This window comes from Caulobacter flavus (genome assembly GCF_003722335.1).
Taxonomy (GTDB): Bacteria; Pseudomonadota; Alphaproteobacteria; order Caulobacterales; family Caulobacteraceae; genus Caulobacter; species Caulobacter flavus.
The window spans coordinates 551,184-572,846 of record NZ_CP026100.1 but is presented as its reverse complement, the minus strand read 5'-3'; the positions used below and the strand labels follow the sequence as shown (position 1 = coordinate 572,846).

General features: G+C 70.5%; 17 protein-coding genes. 10 read left to right on the top strand and 7 right to left on the bottom strand.

Translation table 11 applies throughout. The features are described 5' to 3' along the window. Window positions 1-150 precede the first annotated feature (150 nt). Entirely contained in the window at window positions 151-1,590 is a 1,440-nt protein-coding gene (locus tag C1707_RS02750; RefSeq protein WP_101711630.1) for an aldehyde dehydrogenase family protein, read from the top strand. Window positions 1,591-1,788: 198 nt separating this feature from the next. On the opposite strand, the gene C1707_RS02745 is transcribed toward C1707_RS02750, so the two are convergent. Beyond that, window positions 1,789-4,215, bottom strand: coding sequence for a M20/M25/M40 family metallo-hydrolase (locus C1707_RS02745; RefSeq protein WP_101711631.1), 2,427 nt, complete (start codon window positions 4,213-4,215; stop codon window positions 1,789-1,791). A 201-nt stretch (window positions 4,216-4,416) separates the two neighbouring features. On the opposite strand from C1707_RS02745, the gene C1707_RS02740 reads away from it, so the two are divergent. The 4 genes from C1707_RS02740 (at window position 4,417) to C1707_RS02725 (ending at window position 7,498) form a co-directional block, all read left to right on the top strand. Continuing rightward, a complete protein-coding gene (locus C1707_RS02740) occupies window positions 4,417-4,773 on the top strand; it encodes a DUF3060 domain-containing protein (protein WP_101711632.1) in 357 nt (118 codons plus the stop codon). A gap of 114 nt (window positions 4,774-4,887) precedes the next feature. Beyond that, complete coding sequence (locus C1707_RS02735; protein ID WP_101711633.1) at window positions 4,888-5,742, top strand: hypothetical protein; 855 nt, start codon at window positions 4,888-4,890, stop codon at window positions 5,740-5,742. 1 nt (window position 5,743) lies between these two features. After that, window positions 5,744-6,085 (top strand): hypothetical protein, encoded by a 342-nt coding sequence (locus tag C1707_RS02730; protein ID WP_101711634.1) that lies wholly within the window; start codon window positions 5,744-5,746, stop codon window positions 6,083-6,085. Between the two features lie 111 nt (window positions 6,086-6,196). Beyond that, entirely contained in the window at window positions 6,197-7,498 is a 1,302-nt protein-coding gene (locus tag C1707_RS02725) for an MFS transporter (protein WP_101711841.1), read from the top strand. A gap of 27 nt (window positions 7,499-7,525) precedes the next feature. Here the strand turns inward: C1707_RS02725 and C1707_RS02720 are convergent, their stop codons facing one another. Together C1707_RS02720 and C1707_RS02715 are read right to left on the bottom strand one after the other, a co-directional pair. Further along, window positions 7,526-7,717, bottom strand: a complete 192-nt coding sequence (locus tag C1707_RS02720) for a hypothetical protein (RefSeq protein ID WP_101711635.1) — start codon at window positions 7,715-7,717, stop codon at window positions 7,526-7,528. A 177-nt stretch (window positions 7,718-7,894) separates the two neighbouring features. After that, window positions 7,895-10,501 carry a TonB-dependent receptor gene (locus tag C1707_RS02715; RefSeq protein ID WP_101711636.1) on the bottom strand — a complete coding sequence of 869 codons (2,607 nt, stop codon included), beginning with the start codon at window positions 10,499-10,501 and terminating at the stop codon, window positions 7,895-7,897. A gap of 266 nt (window positions 10,502-10,767) precedes the next feature. Here C1707_RS02715 and C1707_RS02710 point away from each other — a divergent pair, with 266 nt between their 5' ends. The 4 genes from C1707_RS02710 to C1707_RS02695 all read left to right on the top strand — a co-directional run bounded on the left by C1707_RS02710 (window position 10,768) and on the right by C1707_RS02695 (window position 16,202). Then, window positions 10,768-12,234, top strand: a complete 1,467-nt coding sequence (locus tag C1707_RS02710; protein ID WP_101711637.1) for a protein adenylyltransferase SelO — start codon at window positions 10,768-10,770, stop codon at window positions 12,232-12,234. A 149-nt stretch (window positions 12,235-12,383) separates the two neighbouring features. Next, a complete protein-coding gene (locus tag C1707_RS02705) occupies window positions 12,384-12,509 on the top strand; it encodes a hypothetical protein (RefSeq protein ID WP_101711638.1) in 126 nt (41 codons plus the stop codon). 209 nt (window positions 12,510-12,718) lie between these two features. Continuing rightward, window positions 12,719-15,025 carry an autotransporter outer membrane beta-barrel domain-containing protein gene (locus C1707_RS02700; protein ID WP_101711639.1) on the top strand — a complete coding sequence of 769 codons (2,307 nt, stop codon included), beginning with the start codon at window positions 12,719-12,721 and terminating at the stop codon, window positions 15,023-15,025. Window positions 15,026-15,137: 112 nt separating this feature from the next. Then, window positions 15,138-16,202 carry a hypothetical protein gene (locus tag C1707_RS02695; RefSeq protein ID WP_101711640.1) on the top strand — a complete coding sequence of 355 codons (1,065 nt, stop codon included), beginning with the start codon at window positions 15,138-15,140 and terminating at the stop codon, window positions 16,200-16,202. Window positions 16,203-16,215: 13 nt separating this feature from the next. Here the strand turns inward: C1707_RS02695 and C1707_RS02690 are convergent, their stop codons facing one another. Further along, window positions 16,216-16,851 (bottom strand): DUF2306 domain-containing protein, encoded by a 636-nt coding sequence (locus C1707_RS02690; RefSeq protein ID WP_240633852.1) that lies wholly within the window; start codon window positions 16,849-16,851, stop codon window positions 16,216-16,218. Between the two features lie 107 nt (window positions 16,852-16,958). Between C1707_RS02690 and C1707_RS02685 the strand changes: the two genes are divergently transcribed. Then, the gene (locus C1707_RS02685; protein ID WP_101711642.1) at window positions 16,959-17,735 is read left to right on the top strand and encodes a LytTR family DNA-binding domain-containing protein; all 777 of its coding nucleotides are present in this window, start codon (window positions 16,959-16,961) and stop codon (window positions 17,733-17,735) included. A 134-nt stretch (window positions 17,736-17,869) separates the two neighbouring features. Here C1707_RS02685 and paoC read toward each other — a convergent pair whose 3' ends face one another. Genes paoC through paoA form a run of 3 tightly spaced genes read right to left on the bottom strand, consistent with a single transcriptional unit; the run spans window position 17,870 to window position 21,646 of the window. After that, complete coding sequence (gene paoC / locus C1707_RS02680; protein WP_101711643.1) at window positions 17,870-20,065, bottom strand: aldehyde oxidoreductase molybdenum-binding subunit PaoC; 2,196 nt, start codon at window positions 20,063-20,065, stop codon at window positions 17,870-17,872. A gap of 4 nt (window positions 20,066-20,069) precedes the next feature. After that, entirely contained in the window at window positions 20,070-21,020 is a 951-nt protein-coding gene (locus C1707_RS02675; RefSeq protein ID WP_101711644.1) for an FAD binding domain-containing protein, read from the bottom strand. Beyond that, window positions 21,017-21,646, bottom strand: a complete 630-nt coding sequence (paoA, locus tag C1707_RS02670) for an aldehyde dehydrogenase iron-sulfur subunit PaoA (protein ID WP_101711645.1) — start codon at window positions 21,644-21,646, stop codon at window positions 21,017-21,019. The genes C1707_RS02675 and paoA overlap by 4 nt, the downstream gene beginning before the upstream one ends. Window positions 21,647-21,663 lie beyond the last annotated feature (17 nt).

Genomic DNA, 21,663 nt, shown 5'->3' with positions numbered 1-21,663 from the left:
TCGTGTCGAAAGCGCCGCTCAACTTCGGCGAGGTGAATTAACAAACTCCACCGACGGCGCCTCTTCCCACGTGATCGCCGATAATTAGAATGAGCGTTTGAAAGAGCGCCGCCCCCGTCCCAGGTTAGAGCGGCCCGGCAGGAGGAACCCATGCGCGACTACCTGAAGTTCTGCATCGACGGCCAATGGGTCGAACCGAAGTCCGACAAGACGGTGGACGTCATCAATCCCGCGACGGAAGCCGTCGCCGGTCGGGTGACCCTGGGGTCGGCGGAAGACGCGGACCTGGCCGTCCGCGCGGCCCGCAAGGCCTTCGCCAGCTTCTCCCAGACCAGCCGCGAGGAACGCATCGACCTGCTCGAGCGGATCATCGCCGAGTACCAGAAGCGCTTCGAGGACATGGCGAAAGCCATCACCGAGGAAATGGGCGCCCCCGCGTGGCTGGCCCAGCGCGCTCAGGCGGCGATGGGCATCGCCCACGTCCAGACCGCCCTGCAGGTGCTCAAGGACTACAGGTTCGAGGAAGACCGCGGCACGACCCGCCTGGTCAAGGAGCCGATCGGCGTCTGCGCCTTCATCACGCCGTGGAACTGGCCGGTGAACCAGATCGCCTGCAAGGTCGCGCCCGCCCTGGCCGTCGGCTGCACCATGGTTCTGAAGCCTTCGGAAGTGGCGCCGTTCTCGGCCTGGGTGTGGACCGAGATCCTGGAAGCCGCCGGCGTGCCGGCCGGGGTGTTCAATCTGGTCAACGGCGACGGCCCGACGGTGGGAGCTGCGCTGTCGAGCCATCCTGAAGTCGACATGGTGTCGTTCACCGGCTCGACCCGGGCCGGTATCGAGGTGGCCAGGAACGCCGCCCCGACGGTCAAGCGCGTGCACCAGGAACTGGGCGGCAAGAGCCCCAACATCATCCTCGACGACGCCGACTTCCAGCGCGCCGTCGGCGGTGGCGTGGCCTCGGTGATGATGAACTCGGGCCAGTCGTGCAACGCCCCGACCCGGATGCTGGTCCCGGCCAAGCGCATGGACGAGGTGATCGCCATCGCCAAGGCCGCCGCCGAGGCCCATACGGTCGGCGACCCGAACGGCAATTCCAAGCTCGGCCCGGTGGTCTCCGAGGTTCAGTTCGACAAGATCCAGGGCCTGATCCAGAAGGGCGTCGACGAGGGCGCGACCCTGGTCGCCGGCGGTCCGGGCAAGCCGGAGGGTCTGGAGACCGGCTACTACGTCAAGCCGACCGTCTTCGCCAACGTCACCCCCGACATGACCATCGCCCGGGAAGAGATCTTCGGCCCGGTGCTGGCGATCCTCGGCTACGACAGCGTCGACCAGGCCGTCGAGATCGGCAACGACACCGAGTACGGCCTGGCGGCCTATGTCTCGGGAACCGACCCGGGCGAGGTCCGCAAGGTCGCGGCCAAGCTGCGCGCCGGCCAGGTCAACCTCAACGGCGCCAGCCCCGACCTGATGGCCCCGTTCGGCGGCTACAAGATGAGCGGCAACGGCCGCGAGTGGGGCGACCACGCCTTCGGCGAGTTCCTCGAGACCAAGGCCATCCTCGGCTACGCGCCCAAGCAGGCGGCGGAGTAGGCCTTCTCCCGCCCCGAGTTTCCTTCTCCCATAGGGAGAAGGAGGGGCCCAAGCCGTAGGCTTGGGAGGATGAGGGGTTACGAGGCCGGCCGGCGCGCCGGGCCATCGTGGACAACCGGGTGAGGGTGTAACCCCTCACCCTCCCACCGCTGCGCGGCGGGCCCCTCCCTCTCCCGATGGGAGAGGTTTTTCAGGCGCTCACCAGCTCACGCTGGCCCGGGTCAGCACCAGGGTCTTGTCGGAGAGCCCCCAGCCCATCAGCCCGTCGGGCTTGGCGCCCGGCGAGGGCGCGGCGCGGGGCCAGCCCTCGCGGGTCTCCAGGGCGGCGGCCTCGACGCGGCCAGTGCCGTTCAGGCGGCTGAAGCTCAGGGTCACGCCGTTGGGATCGGGCGCGTGGTAGGTCAGGCTGGTCCACTCGCCGCGCTTGGTGGTCAGGGGGATGGGCCGGCCGTTCAGCCGCGCGCCGGCCAGCATGCCGTCCGGCTTGATGCGCAGGGTGACATACTCGGCGCCGGGGCCGGGGATCACCCGCACCAGCAGGCGCTCGCCCGCCTGTTCGAGAATGAGCTGCGGCGGGTCCAGCGGCACGGGACGGGCCTCGGCCATCCAGACCTTGGAGCGGAAGAACGGCGGCAGGTCCCTCTGGACCGGCGTCCCGCCCTGGGCCGCCAGGGCGCCGCGCGACCAGGCGTCCAGGCGCGGCAGGGTCGAGATCCGCCAGGCCTGACCGCTGGACAGGTCCGACAGGTGGGCGGCCTCGGTCAGTTCGGGGCGTGCCGTGGTGGCGCCGGCCAGCACCGCGTAGGCGACGAGGCCGCCGCCGAGCGCCGCGACCAGGGTGGCGGGGATGGCCGCCAGCTTCAGGGCCGAGAAGTCGTGGGCCAGCGGGATCAGGGCCGGCAGGGCCAGGAGGCCGAACGCGGCCAGGATCGCCGGCAGGGTCACGCCCAGGCCCGCGAAGGTCCAGCCGCCCCAGGCGCCGACCTGGACGACGACCACGATCGCCGCCAGGGCGACGCAGGCGGTCAGGGCCCAGGCCACGCGGCGGTCACGGGTGCCGCCCTTGGCCAGCACCAGCACGGCGGCGAGGGCGGCGACCAGCAGCGGCCAGGTGGTCATCACCGAGCCGCCGGGCAGCAGCACCATGGTCGCCACGGCCAGGGCCAGGAGGCCGACCAGGGCGCCGATCCAGGCGCCGAGCACGCCCACGGGCTTGCCCAGCGAGGCCCAAACCAGCATGGCGCTGGCCGCGCCCAGCCCGACGCCGACCGGATCCAGCGCCGGCGGCCCGCCGACCAGGCAGGTCGCGCCGCCGGCGGCCAGGGCCAGCAGGCTGGGCCAGATCCGCGCCGCGCCCTTGGCCTGGCCGATGACCACGGCCAGGGCCACGCCGACCAGTATGGCGGTGCAGCCCAGCAGCAGCGGGTCGAAGCGACCGAGCAGGGCGTAGTGGGCCTGCAGGTCGGCGATGTGCAGCAGCTTGCCGGTCAGATGCAGGACGAGGGCGCCCGAGGTCCCGACCAGCAGGAAGCCGGACAGGCCCTTGAGCAGCTCGACGACGCTGGTTCCCCGGATCATCAGGCCGCGGACCAGGGCGTACAGCACTAGCACCCCGGCCAGGGCCAGCAGGCCCCAGGCGACCTCGATGGGATAGCTGACCAGAAAGAGGCCGAAGACGTCGGAATAGACGGCATTGGGCGCCTTGCCGGGCAGGTCGGCGCCGGACGCCAGGGCGCGCGCCGTGGGCAGCACCTGGTCGCCGAAGTGCTGCAGGCTGCCCTGGTCGAGGTGGTCGGCCTTGGCCAGCGGGGTGTGATAGGCCAGCTGGTCGTCGATAAAGGCGAAGTTCAGCCCCGGCAGGCCGGCCTTCACCGCGTGGGTGAAGTCGGTGTCGTTGGGCATCTTGTCGTAGACCGCCGCGGCCAGCGAATTGGCGGCCGGCCGCCTGGCCTCGCGGGCGAAGAGGGCCATCAGGGCGCCGTTCTGCGGGCCGGTCTGGAACATCGCCGCCCGGCCGCTGTCGCCGCGGGCCTCCATGTTGATGACCACGCCCACCTTCTGGCGCAGCGGGTCGCGGGCGAAGAAGGCGTCGGCGCCCAGCAGGCCCTGCTCTTCGCCGTCGGTGAACAGGAAGATGACGTCGCGGACCGGCGTCGGCCCGGCCTTCAGCGCGCGAGCGACCTCCAGGGCGGCGGCCACGCCGGCGGCGTCGTCGGCCGCGCCCGGCGAATTGGCCACCGAGTCGTAGTGGCTCATGATCAGCACGGCGGGCTTGGACCGGTCGGCCCCCGGCAGCACGCCGATGACGTTCTGCACCGCCCCGGCGGCCATCCAGCGGCCGTCGTTGCGCGGGGTGGTGTAGCCCTCGTCGGCGCGCACCGACAGCTCCAGGCCCAGCGACGAGATCCGCGCCATCAGGTGGTCGCGCACCCGGACGATGTCGGTCGAGCCGGTGGGGTGGGGGCGCAGGGCGATGACGCGGACGTCGGCCATGGCTCGCGCGGCGGAAAAGGCGTCCGGAGGGGCGCTGGCGGGCGTGACGGCCGGCGATCTCTGCGCCAGGGCGGCGAGCGCCAGGCCCAGCAGCAGGCAGATCCAGAATCCGAGAAGTCTGATCGCTTTCATGCGCGGCTCGCCCTCGCGTCCATCCCCGGCCCTTGGCGTCGAGGGTGCGGGTGTTCGCGCGCGGGGGGAACGGGGGAAAGGCGGCTAAACGGACGAAAATCGGCATCGGGGCGGCGGCGACGCTAGGGTTTTCCCTAGCATGGCCGGAACGTCGGGCCGGGCTATGGGTTTGGCGTCTCACAAGCTTCGCCGAGGTCACCGATGAGCGTCGTCTCCCTCCTGTCGTCCCTGCTCCTGCTGGCCGCGGCGCCGCCTCAGGCCGTGGGCCCGGTCGAGACCGACGCCAAGACGATCGCCATCGCCGGGACCGAGCACAACGAGACCCTGCCCTGCAACGGCCGGGCGGTGAGCATCGAGGGCGTCGACCACGTCATCACCCTGACTGGCGTGTGCAAGAGCGTCGAGATCACGGGCAGCGGCAACACCGTGACCGTCGCCATCGCGCCCGGCGGCCTGCTGTCGGTCGCGGGCACCGACCAGAAGGTGCGCTGGCGCTCCACCGGCGAGGTCCGCCGCAGCGTGACCGGCGTCGACAACAAGGTGGTCCGGGAGAAGTAAGGCGCCAGCCGCCTCTGCACGGCGGGCGTCCTGACATTGTGAAGCTTTGCACAGCCTTCCCCAGGCGGTCGGCGATGGTCGCTCGTGGGCCATCAGGCCCGGGGGAGGAAAAACATGTCGGATCCAGTTTCCATCTATGAGCACGCCCAGTCCATAAGCGGGCTGTGGCCGCCGTCCCGCGACTGGCCCTTCGCGGTGCCGGCGTTCTCGTGGAGCGAGTCCGCGCCGTTGGTCGGCGTCCTCCATACCTTCAACGTCGAAGCCGGCGTGGCCAACGTCAACTACTCGACCTTCGCGCTCAGCTGCGAGAACGGCGGCGAGGTGCTCGACTACTACCTGGTCCAGCTGCAGGGCGAGCTGCGCTATCCGGTCGTGCCCAATCCCGACGAATCCAGCCTCTATTGCGACGGCTATCGGATCGAGATCGTTCCGCGACACCCCGCCGCCCGACTGCGCGAGGGTGCGCCCCAGTCTTCGCTGGGCCAGAGCACGGTCAGCACGTCCCTGACCAGGTCCATCAGCGGCAATGTCGGCTTCATGGCCGACAATCCGACCGGGGGCGTGGGCGTCTCGGTGAGCACGACCACGACCCGCTCGATGAGCCTGCCGGGCGTGGTGGTCGAATATGACGGCCTGCAGGACGGCGAGAGCGCCAAGTGGACGTTCGCCGTCAACGACCAGTCTCCGGTGGCCAAGCACGACTTCAGCCACGACGAAAGCGCCCTGTTCTCGATCGATCGCGCGGCCGGCGGCGGAGGGCTGGCGCTGGAGGTGAGGATCACCTTCATGGTGTCGGACCATGGCGGTGGCGGCACCCGGTTCTTCGACGAGTATGCGTCGGCGCTGCGAGGCCGGATCGGCGAGGCGTTCAGGATTACCGGCGACCGGTCGGGCGAGATCACGCTCGTCCCGCTGATGATCCAGATCCCGCAACCGGCCGCTCCGAAGGCCCGGACGGAGGCCGCCTGACATGACCAGCATCAACGGTCTGCAAGTCGGCGGCGTCCCGTTCGGCGCCCGGTTCGCCGGCGTCCTGGCGATGGGCGTTCCGGTCGATCCGAACGAGCCCGGGGGCGCGCCGGTCGACCCGGATCAGCCGGCGGGGCCAAACCCCCTGGATCCCGGCGACCCCAACGATCCCGACTTGCCGGTGTTTCCGGACAATCAGGAAGTGCCGTTGCCGGGACCCGACGAGGAGGAGGATCCCGCGCCTCCCCCTCCGCCGCCGACGCCCGAACCGGTCGAGCCCGTGGAGCCGGTCGAGCCCGCGCCCGATCCCGTGAACCCGGAAGCGCCGGAAGGCGACGACTGACGCCAAGGACCCCGTCGTTCCACGGCGGGGTCCGTTTCGCCGCCGTTGCGCCTGTCGCACGCCGCTGGCACGGTCGCCGCCTGGCGGCCCAGGCGCCGCGCGGAGCACGTCGTGACCCCGTTCCATCATCTGCTGGCCAACAACCTCGTGGCCAACGTGACCAACTTCACGGTCTGGTTCGCCCTGACCTTCTACGTCTACCTCGAGACCAAGTCGGTGTTCGCCACCGGCATGATCGCCGGGGTCTATCTGGTGCTGACGGCGGGCTGCGGCTTCTGGTTCGGCAGCCTGGTCGACCACCATCGCAAGAAGACGGCCATGCTGGGTTCCAGCGTCGCCTCGTTCGGGCTGTACGCCCTGGCCCTGCTCGCGCACGAGTTGGCGCCGGAGGGCGCGATCGCCGACGTCGGCCGGCCCTGGCTGTGGCTGTTCATCGGCCTGACCATGCTGGGCGTGATCGCCGGCAACGTCCGGAGCGTGGCCCTGCCTACCCTGGTGACGATCCTGGTGCCGGAAGACCGCCGCGACAAGGCCAACGGCCTGGTCGGCATGGTCACGGGCGTCGGCTTCCTGACCACCTCGGTGATCAGCGGCTTCCTGGTGGCCTGGGGCGGGATGTTCTTCACGCTGGTGTTCGCCCTGGCCTTCACCCTGGCCGCCTTCGCGCACCTGGCCGCCGTGCGGGTGGACGAGCCGCGCGCCAGCGCCGAGGCGGGCGAGCACGCCGCCCCGCGCCGGGTCGACATCGCCGGCACCGTCAAGGTGATCGCCGGTGTGCCGGGCCTGTTCGCGCTGATCCTGTTCGCCTGCTTCAACAACTTCCTGGGCGGGATCTTCATGGCCCTGCTCGACGCCTACGGCCTGTCGCTGGTGTCGGTGCAGGCCTGGGGGCTGCTGTTCGGCGTGCTGTCGACGGCCTTCATCCTCAGCGGGATCGTCATCTCGAAGACAGGCCTGGGGCCCAGCCCCCTGCGCACCCTGCTGCTGGTCAACCTGATCACCTGGGCCGTCTGCTGCGTCTTCACCCTGCAGTCGTCGATCTGGCTGCTGGCGGGCGGCTGCTTCGTCTGGATGCTGCTGGGGCCCTATGCCGAGGCCGCCGAGCAGACCACCCTGCAGAAGGTGGTGCCGCTGGAACGCCAGGGGCGGGTGTTCGGCTTCGCCCAGTCGGTGGAGCAGGCGGCCTCGCCCCTGACCGCCTTCCTGATCGGTCCGCTGACCCAGTTCGTGGTCATCCCGTTCATGACGAACGGCGCCGGCGCGGTCGCCATCGGCGACTGGTTCGGGCGCGGCGCCGACCGGGGCATCGCCCTGGTGTTCACCGCGGCCGGCGTGGTGGGCGTGCTGGCCACCATCGCGGCGTTTAACTCCCGGCCCTACCGGCAGCTGAAGGCGGCGTACGCGGCGGGGTGAGCATGCGCACATCAGGTCTTGGCAGCCTCAGTCCCCCGCTGCCCGGTGCGCGACCACCAGAATATGGTCAACGATCGCTTCCAGCTCCTGGGCGCCGATCGGGTCCATGTCGGTGTAGGCCTCTGGAAGGCCGTCCGGAAACCAGCCATGGCGGCGCCCATAACCGTAAAGCACTTCGGTCGCCGCTCGCACTTCCGCATCAGAAGGCACGTAACGCATGTCGTCTAAGCCACCCCGATTTTCGACGCCATAACTGTGCCAGGGCGCTTGCAGGCCTTCCACCCTCTGAAAGCGGCTGAGGCCGCGCTCAGGCCCCTCGCAAGAAAAAGGGCGGCCCCTGCGGACCGCCCTTTCCCTGCCCCAGGGGCCCGTCGCCGGGCCCCTTAGCCGTTTCGATCAGAACTTCGCCCGCAGGGTCACGCCGTAGGTGCGCGGCGCGCCGAGGAAGGCGTCGTAGGTCAGGGTGTCGGCGGCGGGGTTGTAGACCTTGTTGGTCGCCGACAGGCCCGACGAGCCCTGCAGCGGGCCGTTGAACACCACCTGGTAGTAGTCCTCGTCGAACAGGTTCTGGGCCCAAAGCTCGACAGCCCACTTGTCGTCGGCGTCGCCGATCCCGACGCGGGCGTTCACCAGGGTGAAGGCGTCCTGCATCTTGAAGGGGAACAGGTCCGAACCGGTGTTGTACTCCGAGGAATACTTGCCGCCGATGTTGTACTTGGCCTTCAGCGAACCGCCGACGGCGTGCTCGTAGCTGATCGAGGCCGAGGCCGACCATTCCGGCGCGAACGACACTTGGCCGCCCGGCAGCAGGGCCAAGGCGTTGGTCGGGTCGTTGGCCACCGGCTGGTCGCCGTACTCGGTCTTGGCGTAGGTCAGGCCGCTCTGCACGGTCAGGCCACGCACGGGCGGGAACCAGATGAAGTCGACGTCGACGCCCTTGGACGTCACTTCCTCGACCGAGCGCACCGCGAACGAGGTGCCCAGGAAGGTGTTCAGCTGGAAGTCGCTGAACTTCTGGTAGAAGCCCGTGACGTTGAACAGGACCGTGCGGTCGAACAGGGTGTTCTTCAGACCCAGCTCGTAGCTGTCGACGAATTCGGCCGGGAACGAGGTGTCGTTGATCGGCACGACGCCGACGCCGCCCGAGGGCAGGCCGTTCGACGACTGGGTGCGGTCGAGGTTGAAGCCGCTGCCCTTGTAGCCGCGGGCGTACGAACCGTAGGCGAACACCGACGGGTTCAGGCGATAGCTGGCCTTCACCGTGCCGGTCCACTCACGCTCGCTCAGGCTCTGCTCGGTGCCGCGGCCGTTGAACAGCGGGTTGGCCCAGGGCAGGCACATGTTGCCGGCGACGGTCGAGATGATGCTGGCGCCGGTCGGCGTGGCGAACAGGGCCGCCGGAACGCCGCGCCCGACCAGCGCGGCGGCCGTGCGCGACTGGCCCGCCGGGGTCAGCAGCACGCCGCAGGCGTTGGAGGCGCCCGTCTGGTAGGTCGACAGATCCTTCTCTTCGGCCGTGTAGCGCAGGCCCACGGTGATGTCGAAGGCGTCGGTGACCTTCAGCGTGTTGTTGGTGAACAGCGCGATGGTCTTGGAGCGCTGCTTGTAGGTGTCGTGCAGGCCCGTGCCGGCCGTGAACGAGCTGCCGAAGGGCAGGCCGGTGGCCTGCGAGGCGAACAGCGCGCTGTTGGCCTGGTTGACCGTGACGCCGGCCGGCGCCAGCGCGCCGGCCACGCCCGACAGGATGATCGTCGACATGTAGGCTTCGTAGTCGGCGCCGAAGCGGAAGTTGGCCTCGTTGTCCAGGCGCTCGTCGGCCAGGAAGGCGCCGACCAGCCAGTTCAGGCGCTCGGTGCTGCCGGCCAGGCGCAGTTCCTGGCTGAAGGTGGTGAACTCGGCGTAGTTGGTGCCGTCCTTGGCGCGATAGGTGATGTCGGCGGCCGTGAAGTCGCTGTCCTGGCCGCTGTCGATGCGCCAGTTGCGGATGGCGCTGATCGAGGTCAGCGTGCCGATCGGCAGGTCGATGTCGGCCTGCAGCGAGACGCCCTTGTCCTCGATCTCCTGCGGCGCGCCGCGGTTGGAGTAGGCCACGCGGTCGAACGGCTTGGCCGGGGTCGAGATGCCCGGGCCGGTCGACAGGGCGTTGACGATGGCCGCGGTCGGGCCGGTGCGGATCTGCACGGCGCCGCAGCAGTTCTCGTCGCGCTTGGTGTAGTCGGCGATGATCTTGAAGGTCGAGTTGTCGTCCGGCACGAACAGCAGCTGGCCGCGCACGGTGTAGAAGTTCTGGTCGGCGTCTTCCTTCTCGGTGCTGGGGCCCTCGCCCGTCACCACGTCGTTGAAGCCGTCGCGCTGGCGGGCGGCGGCGTAGAGGCGGCCGGCCCACTTGTCGCTGCCGAACAGCGGCCCAGTGACCGAGGCCGAGGCGCCCTTGGCGCCGTAGTTGCCGGCCGTGACCTCGGCGTTGGCGCCGAAGCCGAACTCCGGCTCCTTGGTCATGATGTTGATGACGCCGGCCGAGGTGTTCTTGCCGAACAGGGTGCCCTGCGGGCCCTTCAGCACTTCGATCCGGTCCATTTCGCCCAGGTCGCCGAACGACACGCCGTTGCGCGGGCGGTAGACGCCGTCGATCACCACGCCGACCGAGCTTTCCAGGCCGGGGTTGTCGCCGACGGTGCCGACGCCGCGGATGCGGGCGGTGGTCGAGGCTTCCGACGTCGTCGAGGTGACAGTCAGGCCCGGCGTCAGGATCGTCAGGTCCTTGATGTCGCGCACGCCGGTGTCCTGCAGCAGCTTGGCGCCGACCGCGGTGACCACCACCGGGGTGTCCTGCAGGTTCTGCTCGCGCTTCTGGGCGGTGACGATGATGCTGTCGACGGTAAGGGTTTCGGGCTCCTGGGCGGCCGCCGCGGCCGAGTCCTGAGCATGGGCGACGCCGACGGCGGCGACGCCCGCGAGCACGACGGCGGAGGCCGTGCCGCGAAGCACCTGGGTAAAGCGCATTTCCTACCTCGGTTCGTTATGACGAGAGCGCTTGCACCGCCCCCGCCGGTTTTTTGATTGGCCTTCACCCGAACGATCGTTCGAATGGACAGCCAATGGTTATGGGCGGTCCTTATGCTCGGCAAGCGAAAACCTTGCTGTAAAACGGTTCGAAGGTTCCTGTTGCGAAACTGCGACAGCGTTATGCGAACATCCCGGGGTTCTTAAAACGGCCGTCTTGGCCGCCTCGGCTTGCGCTGGGGAAGGGGCGGGCGCATCTGGCGTCCATGCCGGTCAACGCACGCTATCGCCCCGATTCCCGCTTCGCCTCGATGGGCGGCGAGTTCGCCGACCCGGTGGCGGCCGCCGATTTCCCCAGGACCATCCTGCGGTTTCGCAACGACCGGGCCGCCGCCACGGTGGGGCTCGAGACGCTGAGCGACGCCGAGTGGACCGGGCATTTCGGCCGGTTCGAGCCCTTGCCGGGCGCTCAAGGCCAGCCGCTGGCCATGCGCTATCACGGCCACCAGTTCCGTTCCTACAATCCCGAACTGGGCGACGGGCGGGGCTTCCTGTTCGCCCAGCTCAGGGAGGACGCGACCGATCGCCTGCTCGACCTGGCCACCAAGGGCTCGGGCCAGACGCCGTGGTCGCGGCACGGCGACGGCCGCCTGACCCTGAAGGGCGGCATGCGCGAGATCCTGGCCGCCAGCCTGCTGGAGGCCCAGGGCGTTCCCACCTCGCGGGCCTTCAGCCTGATCGAGACCGGCGAGGCCCTGACCCGCGGCGACGAGCCCAGCCCGACCCGCTCGGCGGTGCTGACCAGGCTTTCCCACAGCCACATCCGCTTCGGGACCTTCCAGCGCCTGGCCTATTTCGATCGCGCCGACCTGATCTCCCAGATGGTCGACCACGTGGTCGAGACCTATTTCCCGCACCTGGCCGATGCGCCCGACCGTCCGGCGGCGATGTTCGAGGAGGTGGTCGTGCGCACCGCGCGCCTGGTCTCCCGCTGGATGGCGGCCGGCTTCGTGCACGGGGTGCTCAACACCGACAACATGGTCGTCACCGGCGAGAGCTTCGACTACGGCCCCTGGCGCTTCCTGCCCCGCAACGATCCCAACTTCACGGCGGCCTATTTCGACCATTCGGGGCTCTACAGCTTCGGTCGCCAGCCGGAGGCCGGGTTCTGGAACCTGCAGCAGCTGGCCGCCTGCCTGGTGCTGGTCAGTCCCGACCAGGCGGGCCTGATCGCGGCGCTGAACCGTTTCTCCGACGCCTACAAGGACGGTCTGCGCGCGGCGATGATCGCGCGGCTGGCGGTGAAGAGCCGCGGCCCCGAGGTCGACGTCGAACTGGTCAACGCCGCCTTCAAGGCCCTGGCCGAGGGGACCAGGCTGGCCGGCGGCGAGGCCCTGCGCTGGGAGCCGTTCTTCTTCGACTGGTTCGGCGGCGAGGCGTCCCAAGCCCGGGCGCTGGAGGGACCGCGCGGCGCGCTCTACCAGGATCCCGCCTTCGCCGAGTTCCGTTCACGGCTGGCCGGCTTCGAGCCGGATCGTCCCGAGCGCCTGGAACATCCCGTGTTCGGACGGTCCGAGCCGGAGGAGCTGCTGATCGAGGAGGTCGAGGCCCTGTGGGCGCCGATCGACCAGTCCGACGACTGGGCGCCGCTGAACGCCAAGCTGGCGCGGCTGGAAAACGCGCGAGCGGCCTACGATCTCGATGTGCAAACTGGACGACTGACACAAGTTTGAGGCATTTATGCCGCATGCTGAGTTTTCCGGAGTCGCAGCCGGAACCAACGTCAAGCTTGCGATTTAAGCGTGCTGGACGGCGGTCTATCAACCCCGCGGCCGACCCCTCCCTTCCGGAGGGAGAGGCGGGACAAGGTGGAGAATAACGCATGCGCATCTTCCAACCGATCATGCTGGTCTGCGCCGTCGCCCTGTCCTTCATCGGCGCCCTGGGGCTGCCGGGCTGCGCCCGCGCCATCGGCGAGTGCCTGCGCGACAAGCCGGAACTGGCCTGACGGGCCTCCCGGGCGGGGCGCGAGCGACGACCGCGCCGCGTTGATCGAGGCGTCGATCCGACCATCATGACGAGAGTCTTGCGCGCCATGGTGGCGTCGCCTATCCGATGGGCGCGCCCCTCGCGCGCGCTCGTCAGCCTGGCCCCGATCGACGGATCCGCCCGGCCCGGCCGCGCGGCCGTGGGCTGGGATGACATCGGGGGGCGGCAATGGCGAAGACTGCGAACAATCGCTCGGTGATCAACGCCCTGCTGCTCGGCGGCGCGTTCGGCGCGCTGGCGGCGGGCGGCGCCCAGGCGCAGATCGTCGTGTCCGGCGAAGTGACGCCCTCGCCCGCCGCCTCGCCCGTCTGGACGGTCCCATACCCTGGCCTCACCGTCGGCGGCGCGACCGACGGCCATGTCAGCGTCACCAACGGCGCCTCGCTGCTGGTCGCCAGCGACGACGACAGCGACATCCGCCGAGGAACGGTCACGGTCAGCGGCGCGGGATCCCGCTGGCAGACCGGAAGGCTCAGCGTCGGGCGGACCGGCCTGGCGACGGTCACCTTCGGCCCCGGCGCGGTCGTCACCAGCGCCTCGGGCGTCATCGGCGCCTCGTCTTCCGGCCAGGGGAAGGTCGTCGTCTCGGGCGCGAACTGGGCGATCGACGACCGCCTGTCCGTGGGCGACACGGGCGCGGGGTCCCTGACCCTGTCCAACGGCGGCGTGGTCACGGCGTCCAGTCCCAACGGCGCCCATCTGGGCGACAACAACGGCTCGGGCGTGCTGAACATCGGCGGCGAGCGCGGCCAGGCCGCCGCCGCGGCGGGCTTCCTGCGGGTCAACGACCTGTTCATCGGCCAGACCAGCGAGCTCAATTTCAACTACACCGACGCGACCTACGTGTTCACGGTCCGCATGCGGGGGCGGGGCGCCATCAACCAGTGGACCGGGCGCACCATCCTGCGCGGCGACAGCGTCAATTTCGACGGCAGGACCACCGTGTACGGCGGCACGCTGGTGGTCGACGGCATCTCCCTGCGCGGCAACCTCACCGTGATGGCGGGTGGGCGGCTGGAGGGCGAGGGGCGGCTGGGCTCGGTGACGGTGGGCGGCGCGATTGCGCCGGGACCCTCGACCGGGCTGATGTACGTCTTCGGCGGTTTCAACCAGCTGGCCGGATCGACCTACGAGGTCGACCTGACGTCCAACGGGGCGTCCGATCGCATCGTCGTGCTGGGATCGGCCAACCTCGCCGCCGGCTCGATCCTGAAGGTGACCAAGACCGATGCGGCCCCTCTGGTGGTCGGCACGCGCTACACCGTGGTCAGCACCACCGGCGACGTCGCCGGGCGCTACACCCTCGACGTCGACGGGCAGGGCATCAACTACTTCGTCGGGCTGAAGGCGGTCTACGAGAACAGCGACGTCTATCTCGACGTGGTCCAGGCGCGGACCTTCGCCTCGGGCGGCGGCAACGCCAACGAGGCGGCAGTCGGCGCGGCGCTCGACGGCCGGGCGGCCAGCGATCCCCTGGCCGCCGCCCTGCTGGCCCTGCCCGACGAGGCGTCCGCCCGCTTGGCCCTGGCCCAGCTGGCCGGCGCGGACCGGGCCTCGGCCAGGTCGGTGCTGGTCGCCGACAGCCGCTTCGCGCGCGAGGCGGCGATCGGCCGCCTTCGCCTGGCCGGCGACCAGCCTCTCACCGTCTGGGGCGATCTGTTCGGCGCCCGCGGGACCTTCGACGGCGGCGCCCAGGCGACGACCATGAAGCGCGACATCGGCGGGCTGCTGTTCGGCGTCGACGCGCCGGCGTTCGCGGGTTGGCGGCTTGGCCTGATGGCCGGCTACGGCCGTTCGGACAGCAAGACGCGCGGCCGGACCTATCGCAACGAGAGCGACGACTATCACCTGGGCGTCTATGGCGGCCGCGCGTTCGGCGCGCTGGGGCTGCGCGGCGGCGCCGTCTACAGCTGGCACGACTTCAGCGCGACCCGCTCGGTGGTTTTTCCCGGCTTCTCCCAGGCCCTGGCCAGCGGCGGCGACGGCCGCACCACCCAGGCCTTCGCCGAGATTGGCTACGCCCTGCCGGCGGGGACCTTCGGCAAGGGCGCGGCCACGCTCGAGCCGTTCGCCTCCCTCGCCCATGTCAGCCTCGAGGCCGGCGGCCAGCGCGAGGCCGGCGGGATCTCGGCCCTGGCCGGCGTCGAGGACCGGACCGCGGTGACCTTCGCCACGGTGGGCGCGCGCCTGAGCGCCAGCTTCGCGCTCGGCGGCGACCGGTCGCTGACCGCGCGGGGCAGCCTCGGCTGGCGACGGGCCTCCGGCGACGTCGACCCGACCGCGACGGCGTCCTTCGCCGCCGGACCGGCCTTCACCGTCATCGGCCTGCCCATCGAGAAGGACGCCCTGGCGGTCGAGACCGGCCTTTCGGCGGCGGTGTCCTCGCGCCTGCGCCTGAACCTGTCCTACGACGGCCAGTTCGCGGGACGGTCGACCGACCAGTCGCTGCGCGGCGGGCTGGCCCTGAGCTTCTGAGGTTCGGGCGGCGCGTTCCCGGACGGGTGATTACCCATTCTGGGCGGGCCTTGCTTACAGGGCGCTCGCGTATTGCTAAGCCGCTCCTCAGGGTTGATTTGAGGCGCGCCCGATGGCCACCGAGGTCCCGTTTCCCGACCGTCCCTTCTACATTCTCTCCAAGCTGCGTGGCGGCGAGAGCCTGGCCCTGACCCTCGGCGGGGAGGGCAGGGCGGTGCTGCAGCCGCTGGCCGGCGACATCGCCCAGCTGTGGACGGCCACGCCTCACCCGCATGGCGGTTCGGTGCTGCGCCACCTGGCCAGCGGCCTGGCCCTGACCTATCGGACTCGCCACTATTCGACGCCCAAGGGCGGCGGCTACGACACGCCCGAGGGGGCGGTTCACCTGACGGCCTTCTCACCGGGCGAGGTGCGGCAGGTCTGGCGGGCCGAGGCGGTGAACGGCTGGGTCGCGCTGAACACCCGGCTCGACTGGGAATACAAGCTGAACATCTATCGCTCGGACCCGCGCGGCGACATCGGCGTCTACCGCTGGGACGGCGGCGCCGACAACGAGTCGTGGACCCTGCCGGTCGAGGCGGGCGAGGCGGTCGCCACCGAACTGCGATACGCCCACCGTCTGTTCACCGACGTGATCGCCAGGCCCCCCCAGCGAGGACCGGTCATGGTCGTCGACAACCGTGCGGGCGCCGAACTGCTCACCGACGTGCGCTGGACGCCGCGCACCTATGAGATCGAGCGGGCGTTCGTCGTCGACGAGGCCTGCGACCGTGGTCCGATGGCGGCGTTCGGCCAGGCCGCCGGGTTCGACAAGGCGATGGACGGCCTGATCGACGGCCAGACCATGGAGCGGATGATCCAGCCGCTGCCCGAGGGCGATCCCCAGGCGCCGTATCGCGAGCTGATCGACGATCCGGCCCAGGCGCTGGTCGAGGTTCCGCCCGGGCGGGCCTACGGCTACCAGGCCGTGGTGGACTATGTCCGGGTCGTCGCGCCGTTCACGGCCGTGCTGCGGCTGCGGTCGGCGATGACGGGGCGGCTTTCGGGCGAGGTCGCGATCACGGGGCGGTTCGTCGGCGTCAATCCGGCGCGCAGCGAGGTGCAGGTCCAGGACCTGACGGCGGTCGGCGCCGACGGCGGGGCCGGCGAGCTGGTCGGCGTGCTGCAGCCGGCCTGAGGGCCAAGGCAGCTCAGGCCCGCCGGCCCCGGCGCCGCAGCCACAGTTCGGCGGCGACCAGGTTCGGAACCCAGGCCAGGAACGAGATGGCGCGGTACCAGGGCAGGAACGGCAGGTCGAGGGCCATGACCAGCGGCAGGTAGAGCCGAAGCGTGACGGCCGCCAGGGTCAGCGCCCACGAGCGGATCATCCAGCGGCGGTGCTCGGCGAAGCGGCCCTGCATCGCCGCGCGCCAGCCCAGCAGGTTCACGGCGATCCAGATCACGGCGAGCAGTCCGAAGCCCGCCGAGGCGCTCGGCCCCGCCGACGAGCCAGGCGCCAGGACCAGGCCCGCGCCGCCGCCGACCAGGCAGCCCAGCACGTAGAGCCGCCCGGTCCAGCGGTGCGGCGGGGTCGCGCCCCGGCGCAGGGCCGGAACGAACTGCAGCGAGCCGAGCGCCAGGGCGACGACCGATCCGGCGATGTGGACGACCAGCCAAGGAACCCCGCGCGGATTGCCCAGCGCCTGGGCGGGTGTCTGGGGCGGATGCAGCAGGTAGCGGGCGGAATAGGCGGCGATCCCCAGGCAGAGGAGGCCGATCAGGATCCAGGCGAGGCGCGCGCGCCAGGACATGGATGCGGGGGCGAGCGTGGCGGTCGTGACGGTCAAGGCGGAGGTTCCCGGCTGGCGATTTGGCGCAACCTCGTTGCCGGACGGGCGGCGGCTCGCTAGGCCTTGCTTCGCGAACGGCGCCGGGGCTGCGCGAACGGGACGGCATGGACAGCGGAACGGGCACGCAGGGCGGATCGACAGCCGCGCGACGGTGGATGATCGACCTGGCCATGCTGGTGGCGATCGGCCTGGTGATGGGGTTCCTCGGCCCCTTCGCCTCCGAACGCGCGCCGGCGGCGCAGCGCTATGTCTACTGGATGATCTGCATGGTCGGCGGCGGGCTGATCGGCATCGGGGTGGACGCGGCGCTGGCCCGGCCCGTCCCGGCGCCGTGGCTGCGCACCGCGGTGGTGTCGGTGGCGATGACGCCGCTGGTGTCGCTGTTCGTGCTGGCCACCGAGCACCTCGTCATGGACGGGACGCTGGGTCCCCATGCGTATGGGCGCCTGCTCTGGCAGGTGTGGCCGATCTCGCTGGCGGTGATGGTGGTGCGGGCCCTGGCCTGGCGGCGTGTCGCGCCCCGGATCGAGACCCGGACCGTCATCGCGCCGCCGCTGCCGCAGGCCGAGGCGGCCTTCCGTCGCCGGCTGTCGGCCAAGCGGCGCGGGGCGCGGCTGATCGCCGTCGAGGCCCACGACCACTACCTGAAGGTCCACACCGACGCCGGCGCCGAGCTGATCACCCTGCGCTTCGCCGATGCGCTGGAGGAACTGGCCGGCGCCCACGGCTGGCGGGTGCATCGCTCGTGGTGGGTGGCGGCCGAGGCGGTGGAGGCGGTGCGCTGGCGACGCGGCGCGGGCGAGGCCAGCCTCGCGGGCGGCCTCGTCGCGCCGGTCAGCCGAACCTATGCGCCGCTGTTGAAGGAGGCGGGCTGGTTCTAGGGTCCATACCCCGTTGCGCGCATATTTTTACTCGTCATACCGGACAAGCGCTTCGCGCTTTCCGGGATGACGGGCGATAGGCGATTGAATTTCTTGAATTCGATGGGTCGCTCAATTGAGTGTGTCGCTAACCCTCACGCCAGGACCGGCATCCCCTCCAGCAGCTTGTCCAGCGTCACCGGGTATTCGCGCACCCGCACGCCGGTGGCGTTGTAGACGGCGTTGGCCACCGCCGCGCCGACGCCGCAGATGCCGAGCTCGCCCACGCCCTTGGCCTTCATCGGCGACGACATCGGGTCGGTCTCGTCGAGGAAGATCACCTCCTGGCGGGGGATGTCGGCGTGCACGGGCACCTCGTAGCCGGCCAGGTCGTGATTGACGAAGAAGCCGATGCGCTTGTCGACGACCAGTTCTTCCATCAGCGCCGCGCCGGCCCCCATGACCATCGCCCCGATCACCTGGCTGCGGGCCGATTTCGGATTGAGGATCCGGCCCGCCGCGCAGACTGCCAGCATCCGGCGGATGCGGATCTCGGCGGTGTCGGCGTCGACGCCCACCTCGACGAAGTGGCCGCCGAAGGTCGACTGCTGGTGGGTCTTGGTGAGGTCGCCGTATTCCATGAAGTCCTCGGCGGTCACCGGGCCGGCGGCGGCGGCCTGGGCGAGCGGCAGGCTCTGGTTGCCGAGCTTCACCCGCTCGTCGGCGAACTCGGCTTTCGCCGGATCCAGGCCCAGCTTGCCGGCGACGGCCTCACGCAGCTTCACGCAGGCGGCGTAGACGCCGGCCGTCGAGCTGTTGGCGCCCCACTGGCCGCCGGAACCGGCCGAGACCGGAAAACTGGAATCGCCCAGGCGGACGTTCACCCGGTGCAGCGGCACGCCCATCATCTCGGCCGCGGTCTGGGCGATGATGGTGTAGCTGCCGGTGCCGATGTCGGTCATGTCGGTCTCGACGGTGACGCCGCCGTCGGTCTCGAGCCGCACGCGGGCGGCCGACTTCATGACCAGGTTGTTGCGGAAGGCCGCCGCCACGCCCATGCCCACCAGCCAGCGGCCGTCGCGGGTCTGGCCGGGCTTGCCTCGTCGGCTCCAGCCGAACTTGTCGGCGCCGGTGCGCAGGCACTCGTTCAGTCGCCGCTGCGAGAACGGCCGCTCGGGCTTCTCCGGATCCACCTGGGTGTCGTTGAGCACGCGGAAGTCGATGGGATCCATGCCCAGCTTCTCGGCCACCTCGTCGATGGCCACTTCCAGCGCCATCAGGCCCGGCGCCTCGCCGGGGGCGCGCATGGCGTTGCCCTCGGGCAGGTCCAGCACCGTCAGGCGCGTCCTGGTCATGCGGTTCGCGCCGGCATAGAGCAGGCGGGTCTGCTGCACGGCCGTCTCCGGCCCGCCGCCGGGCAGGTCGCCCGACCAGCTCTCGTGGCCGATGGCGGTGATCCTGCCCTCGCGGTCGGTCCCGATGCGGATGCGCTGGATGGTGGCTGGGCGGTGGGTGGTGTTGTTGAACATCAGCGGCCGGGTCAGGGCCACCTTCACCGGCCGCCCCGCCGCCTTGGCGCCGAGGGCCGCCAGTATGGCGTCGGCCCGCACGAACAGCTTGCCGCCGAAGCCGCCGCCGATGAACGGCGACATCAGCCGCACGTTCTCGCGCGGGATCCCCAGGGTCTTGGCGACGTCGCCGGCCCCCCAGGCGATCATCTGGTTCGAGGTCCACAGGCTCAGCTTGTCGCCCTTCCAGGCGGCGATGCTGGCGTGCGGCTCCATCATGGCGTGGCCGTGATCCGGGGTAGTGTAGGTCTCGTCCAGCTTGACCGGGGCTGCGGCGAAGGCGGCGTCGAAGTCGCCGACGCCGCTGTCGGGCCCGCCGTCCTTGGGCTTGGTTGCCCCGTCCTTGGCCGAGACCAGGTCGAAGGTTCCCTTGGCGCGCTCGTAATCCGCCTTCACCAGGCTGGCGGCGGCTCGGGCCTGTTCGAAGGTCTCGGCGACCACGACGGCTATGGCCTGATGGTAGTGCTGGATCTCGGGACCACCCAGCAGCATGGCGGTGTTGAAGTCGCCCTTGGTCAGCTTGCCCGCCTCGGCGGCGGTGACCACGGCCAGCACCCCCGGCGCGGCCTTGGCCCGCGAGACGTCCATCGCGGCGATGCGGCCCTTGGCGATCGAAGCGCCGACCACATAGCCGTAGGCGATGTTGGGGATCGCGTCGTGGCGCTCATAGGCGTAGGGGGCGCGGCCGGTGGTCTTCAGCGGCCCGTCGATGCGGTCGACCGGCTTGCCGACCACCTTCAGCTGGTCGATCGGATTGGTCGTGGCGGGAGTGTCGAACTTCATGACCTCAAGCCCTCGCTTCGATGATGGCCGCGCCGATCGCGCGCTGCGCCAAGGTCAGCTTGAAGGCGTTCTGCGCCGTGGTCCTGGCGCCGGCCAGCAGGCCTTCGGAGATCGCCTTGGCCCCGCGCGGCATGAGGCCTTCCGCCGCCTCCACCCGCCAGGGCCGATGAGCAACGCCGCCCAGGGCGACGCGGCCCGAGCCGTCCTTGTGGATGACGCTGGCGACGGAAACGAGCGCGAAGGCGTAGGAGGCCCGGTCGCGCACCTTGCGATAGGCGTGAACGCCGCCGATCGGCTTGGGCAGGGTGACCGCGGTGATCAGTTCGCCGCGCGCCAGGGCCGTCTCGACCTGCGGGGTCTCGCCCGGCAGCCGGTGGAAGTCGGCGATCGGGATCGAACGCTCGGTCCCGTCCGCCGCCACGGTCTCCACGGTGGCGTCCAGCAGCCGCAGGGCCACGGCCATGTCGCTGGGGTGGGTGGCGATGCAGGCCTCGCTGGCGCCCAGCACGGCCAGGCTCCGGGTGAAGCCGCCGATCGCCGCGCAGCCCGCGCCGGGGCTGCGTTTGTTGCAGGGCATGTTGGTGTCGTAGAAGTACGGGCACCGGGTGCGCTGCAGCAGGTTGCCGGCGGTGGTGGCCTTGTTGCGCAGCTGGCCCGAGGCGCCGGCCAGCAGGGCGCGCGACAGCACGCCGTAGTCCTTGCGGACCCGCTTGTCGGCGGCCAGGTCGGTGTTGCGCACCAGGGCGCCGATGCGCAGGCCGCCGTCCCTGGTGGGCGCGATCTGGTCCAGCTTCAGGCCGCCCACGTCGACGAGCCGCGCGGGGGTCTCGATCTCCAGCTTCATCAGGTCGAGCAGGTTGGTGCCGCCGGCGATGAAGCGGGCGGTCGGATCGGCGGCGACGGCCGCGGCGGCTTCGCGCGGGCTCCTGGCGCGCTCGTAGGTGAAGGCCCTCATGCCGATTTCCCCGCCACTTCGGCCACGGCCTCGACGATGTTGGAATAGGCCCCGCAGCGGCAGATGTTGCCGCTCATCCGCTCGCGCAGCTCGTCCTCGCTGAACTGGATCCTGGCGTTGAGGTCGGCGGTGACGTGGCTGGGCACGCCGGCCTTGATCTCGTCCAGCACCGCCTTGGCCGAGCAGATCTGGCCCGGCGTGCAGTAGCCGCACTGGTAGCCGTCGTGCTTGACGAAGGCCGCCTGCAGCGGGTGCAGCTTCTCGGGCGTGCCCAGGCCCTCGATGGTGGTGACCTCGTCGCCCTCGTGCATCACCGCCAGCGACAGGCACGAATTGATCCGTCGCCCGTCGACGATGACCGTGCAGGCGCCGCACTGCCCGTGGTCGCAGCCCTTCTTGCTGCCGGTCAGCTTCAGGTGCTCGCGCAGGGCGTCCAGCAGGGTGGTGCGGGTGTCGAGCTCCAGGGTCTGGCGCTGGCCATTGACCGTGAAGGACACCGTCATGATCGAAGGCGCCGCGTGCTCGGGCGCGGCGTCGGCCAGGCCCGGGGCGCTCACGACGCCCGCGGCGGCGCCGGTCGCCATCACTTCGCGCCTCGAAAGCTGAAGGTCGTCGAGTATCGCCATCCCATCCTCCGGTCCTC

Excerpts from the sequence above, each read along its gene's own strand:
- C1707_RS02745 (WP_101711631.1), bottom strand. The coding sequence starts at position 4,215 with ATGAAAGCGATCAGACTTCTCGGATTCTGGATCTGCCTGCTGCTGGGC.
- C1707_RS02710 (WP_101711637.1), top strand. The coding sequence starts at position 10,768 with ATGCCGGTCAACGCACGCTATCGCCCCGATTCCCGCTTCGCCTCGATG.
- C1707_RS02685 (WP_101711642.1), top strand. The coding sequence starts at position 16,959 with ATGGACAGCGGAACGGGCACGCAGGGCGGATCGACAGCCGCGCGACGG.
- C1707_RS02730 (WP_101711634.1), top strand. The coding sequence starts at position 5,744 with ATGACCAGCATCAACGGTCTGCAAGTCGGCGGCGTCCCGTTCGGCGCC.
- C1707_RS02695 (WP_101711640.1), top strand. The coding sequence starts at position 15,138 with ATGGCCACCGAGGTCCCGTTTCCCGACCGTCCCTTCTACATTCTCTCC.
- C1707_RS02735 (WP_101711633.1), top strand. The coding sequence starts at position 4,888 with ATGTCGGATCCAGTTTCCATCTATGAGCACGCCCAGTCCATAAGCGGG.
- C1707_RS02705 (WP_101711638.1), top strand. The coding sequence starts at position 12,384 with ATGCGCATCTTCCAACCGATCATGCTGGTCTGCGCCGTCGCCCTGTCC.
- paoC (WP_101711643.1), bottom strand. The coding sequence starts at position 20,065 with ATGAAGTTCGACACTCCCGCCACGACCAATCCGATCGACCAGCTGAAG.
- C1707_RS02715 (WP_101711636.1), bottom strand. The coding sequence starts at position 10,501 with ATGCGCTTTACCCAGGTGCTTCGCGGCACGGCCTCCGCCGTCGTGCTC.
- C1707_RS02675 (WP_101711644.1), bottom strand. The coding sequence starts at position 21,020 with ATGAGGGCCTTCACCTACGAGCGCGCCAGGAGCCCGCGCGAAGCCGCC.
- C1707_RS02750 (WP_101711630.1), top strand. The coding sequence starts at position 151 with ATGCGCGACTACCTGAAGTTCTGCATCGACGGCCAATGGGTCGAACCG.
- C1707_RS02740 (WP_101711632.1), top strand. The coding sequence starts at position 4,417 with ATGAGCGTCGTCTCCCTCCTGTCGTCCCTGCTCCTGCTGGCCGCGGCG.
- paoA (WP_101711645.1), bottom strand. The coding sequence starts at position 21,646 with ATGGCGATACTCGACGACCTTCAGCTTTCGAGGCGCGAAGTGATGGCG.
- C1707_RS02720 (WP_101711635.1), bottom strand. The coding sequence starts at position 7,717 with ATGCGTTACGTGCCTTCTGATGCGGAAGTGCGAGCGGCGACCGAAGTG.
- C1707_RS02700 (WP_101711639.1), top strand. The coding sequence starts at position 12,719 with ATGGCGAAGACTGCGAACAATCGCTCGGTGATCAACGCCCTGCTGCTC.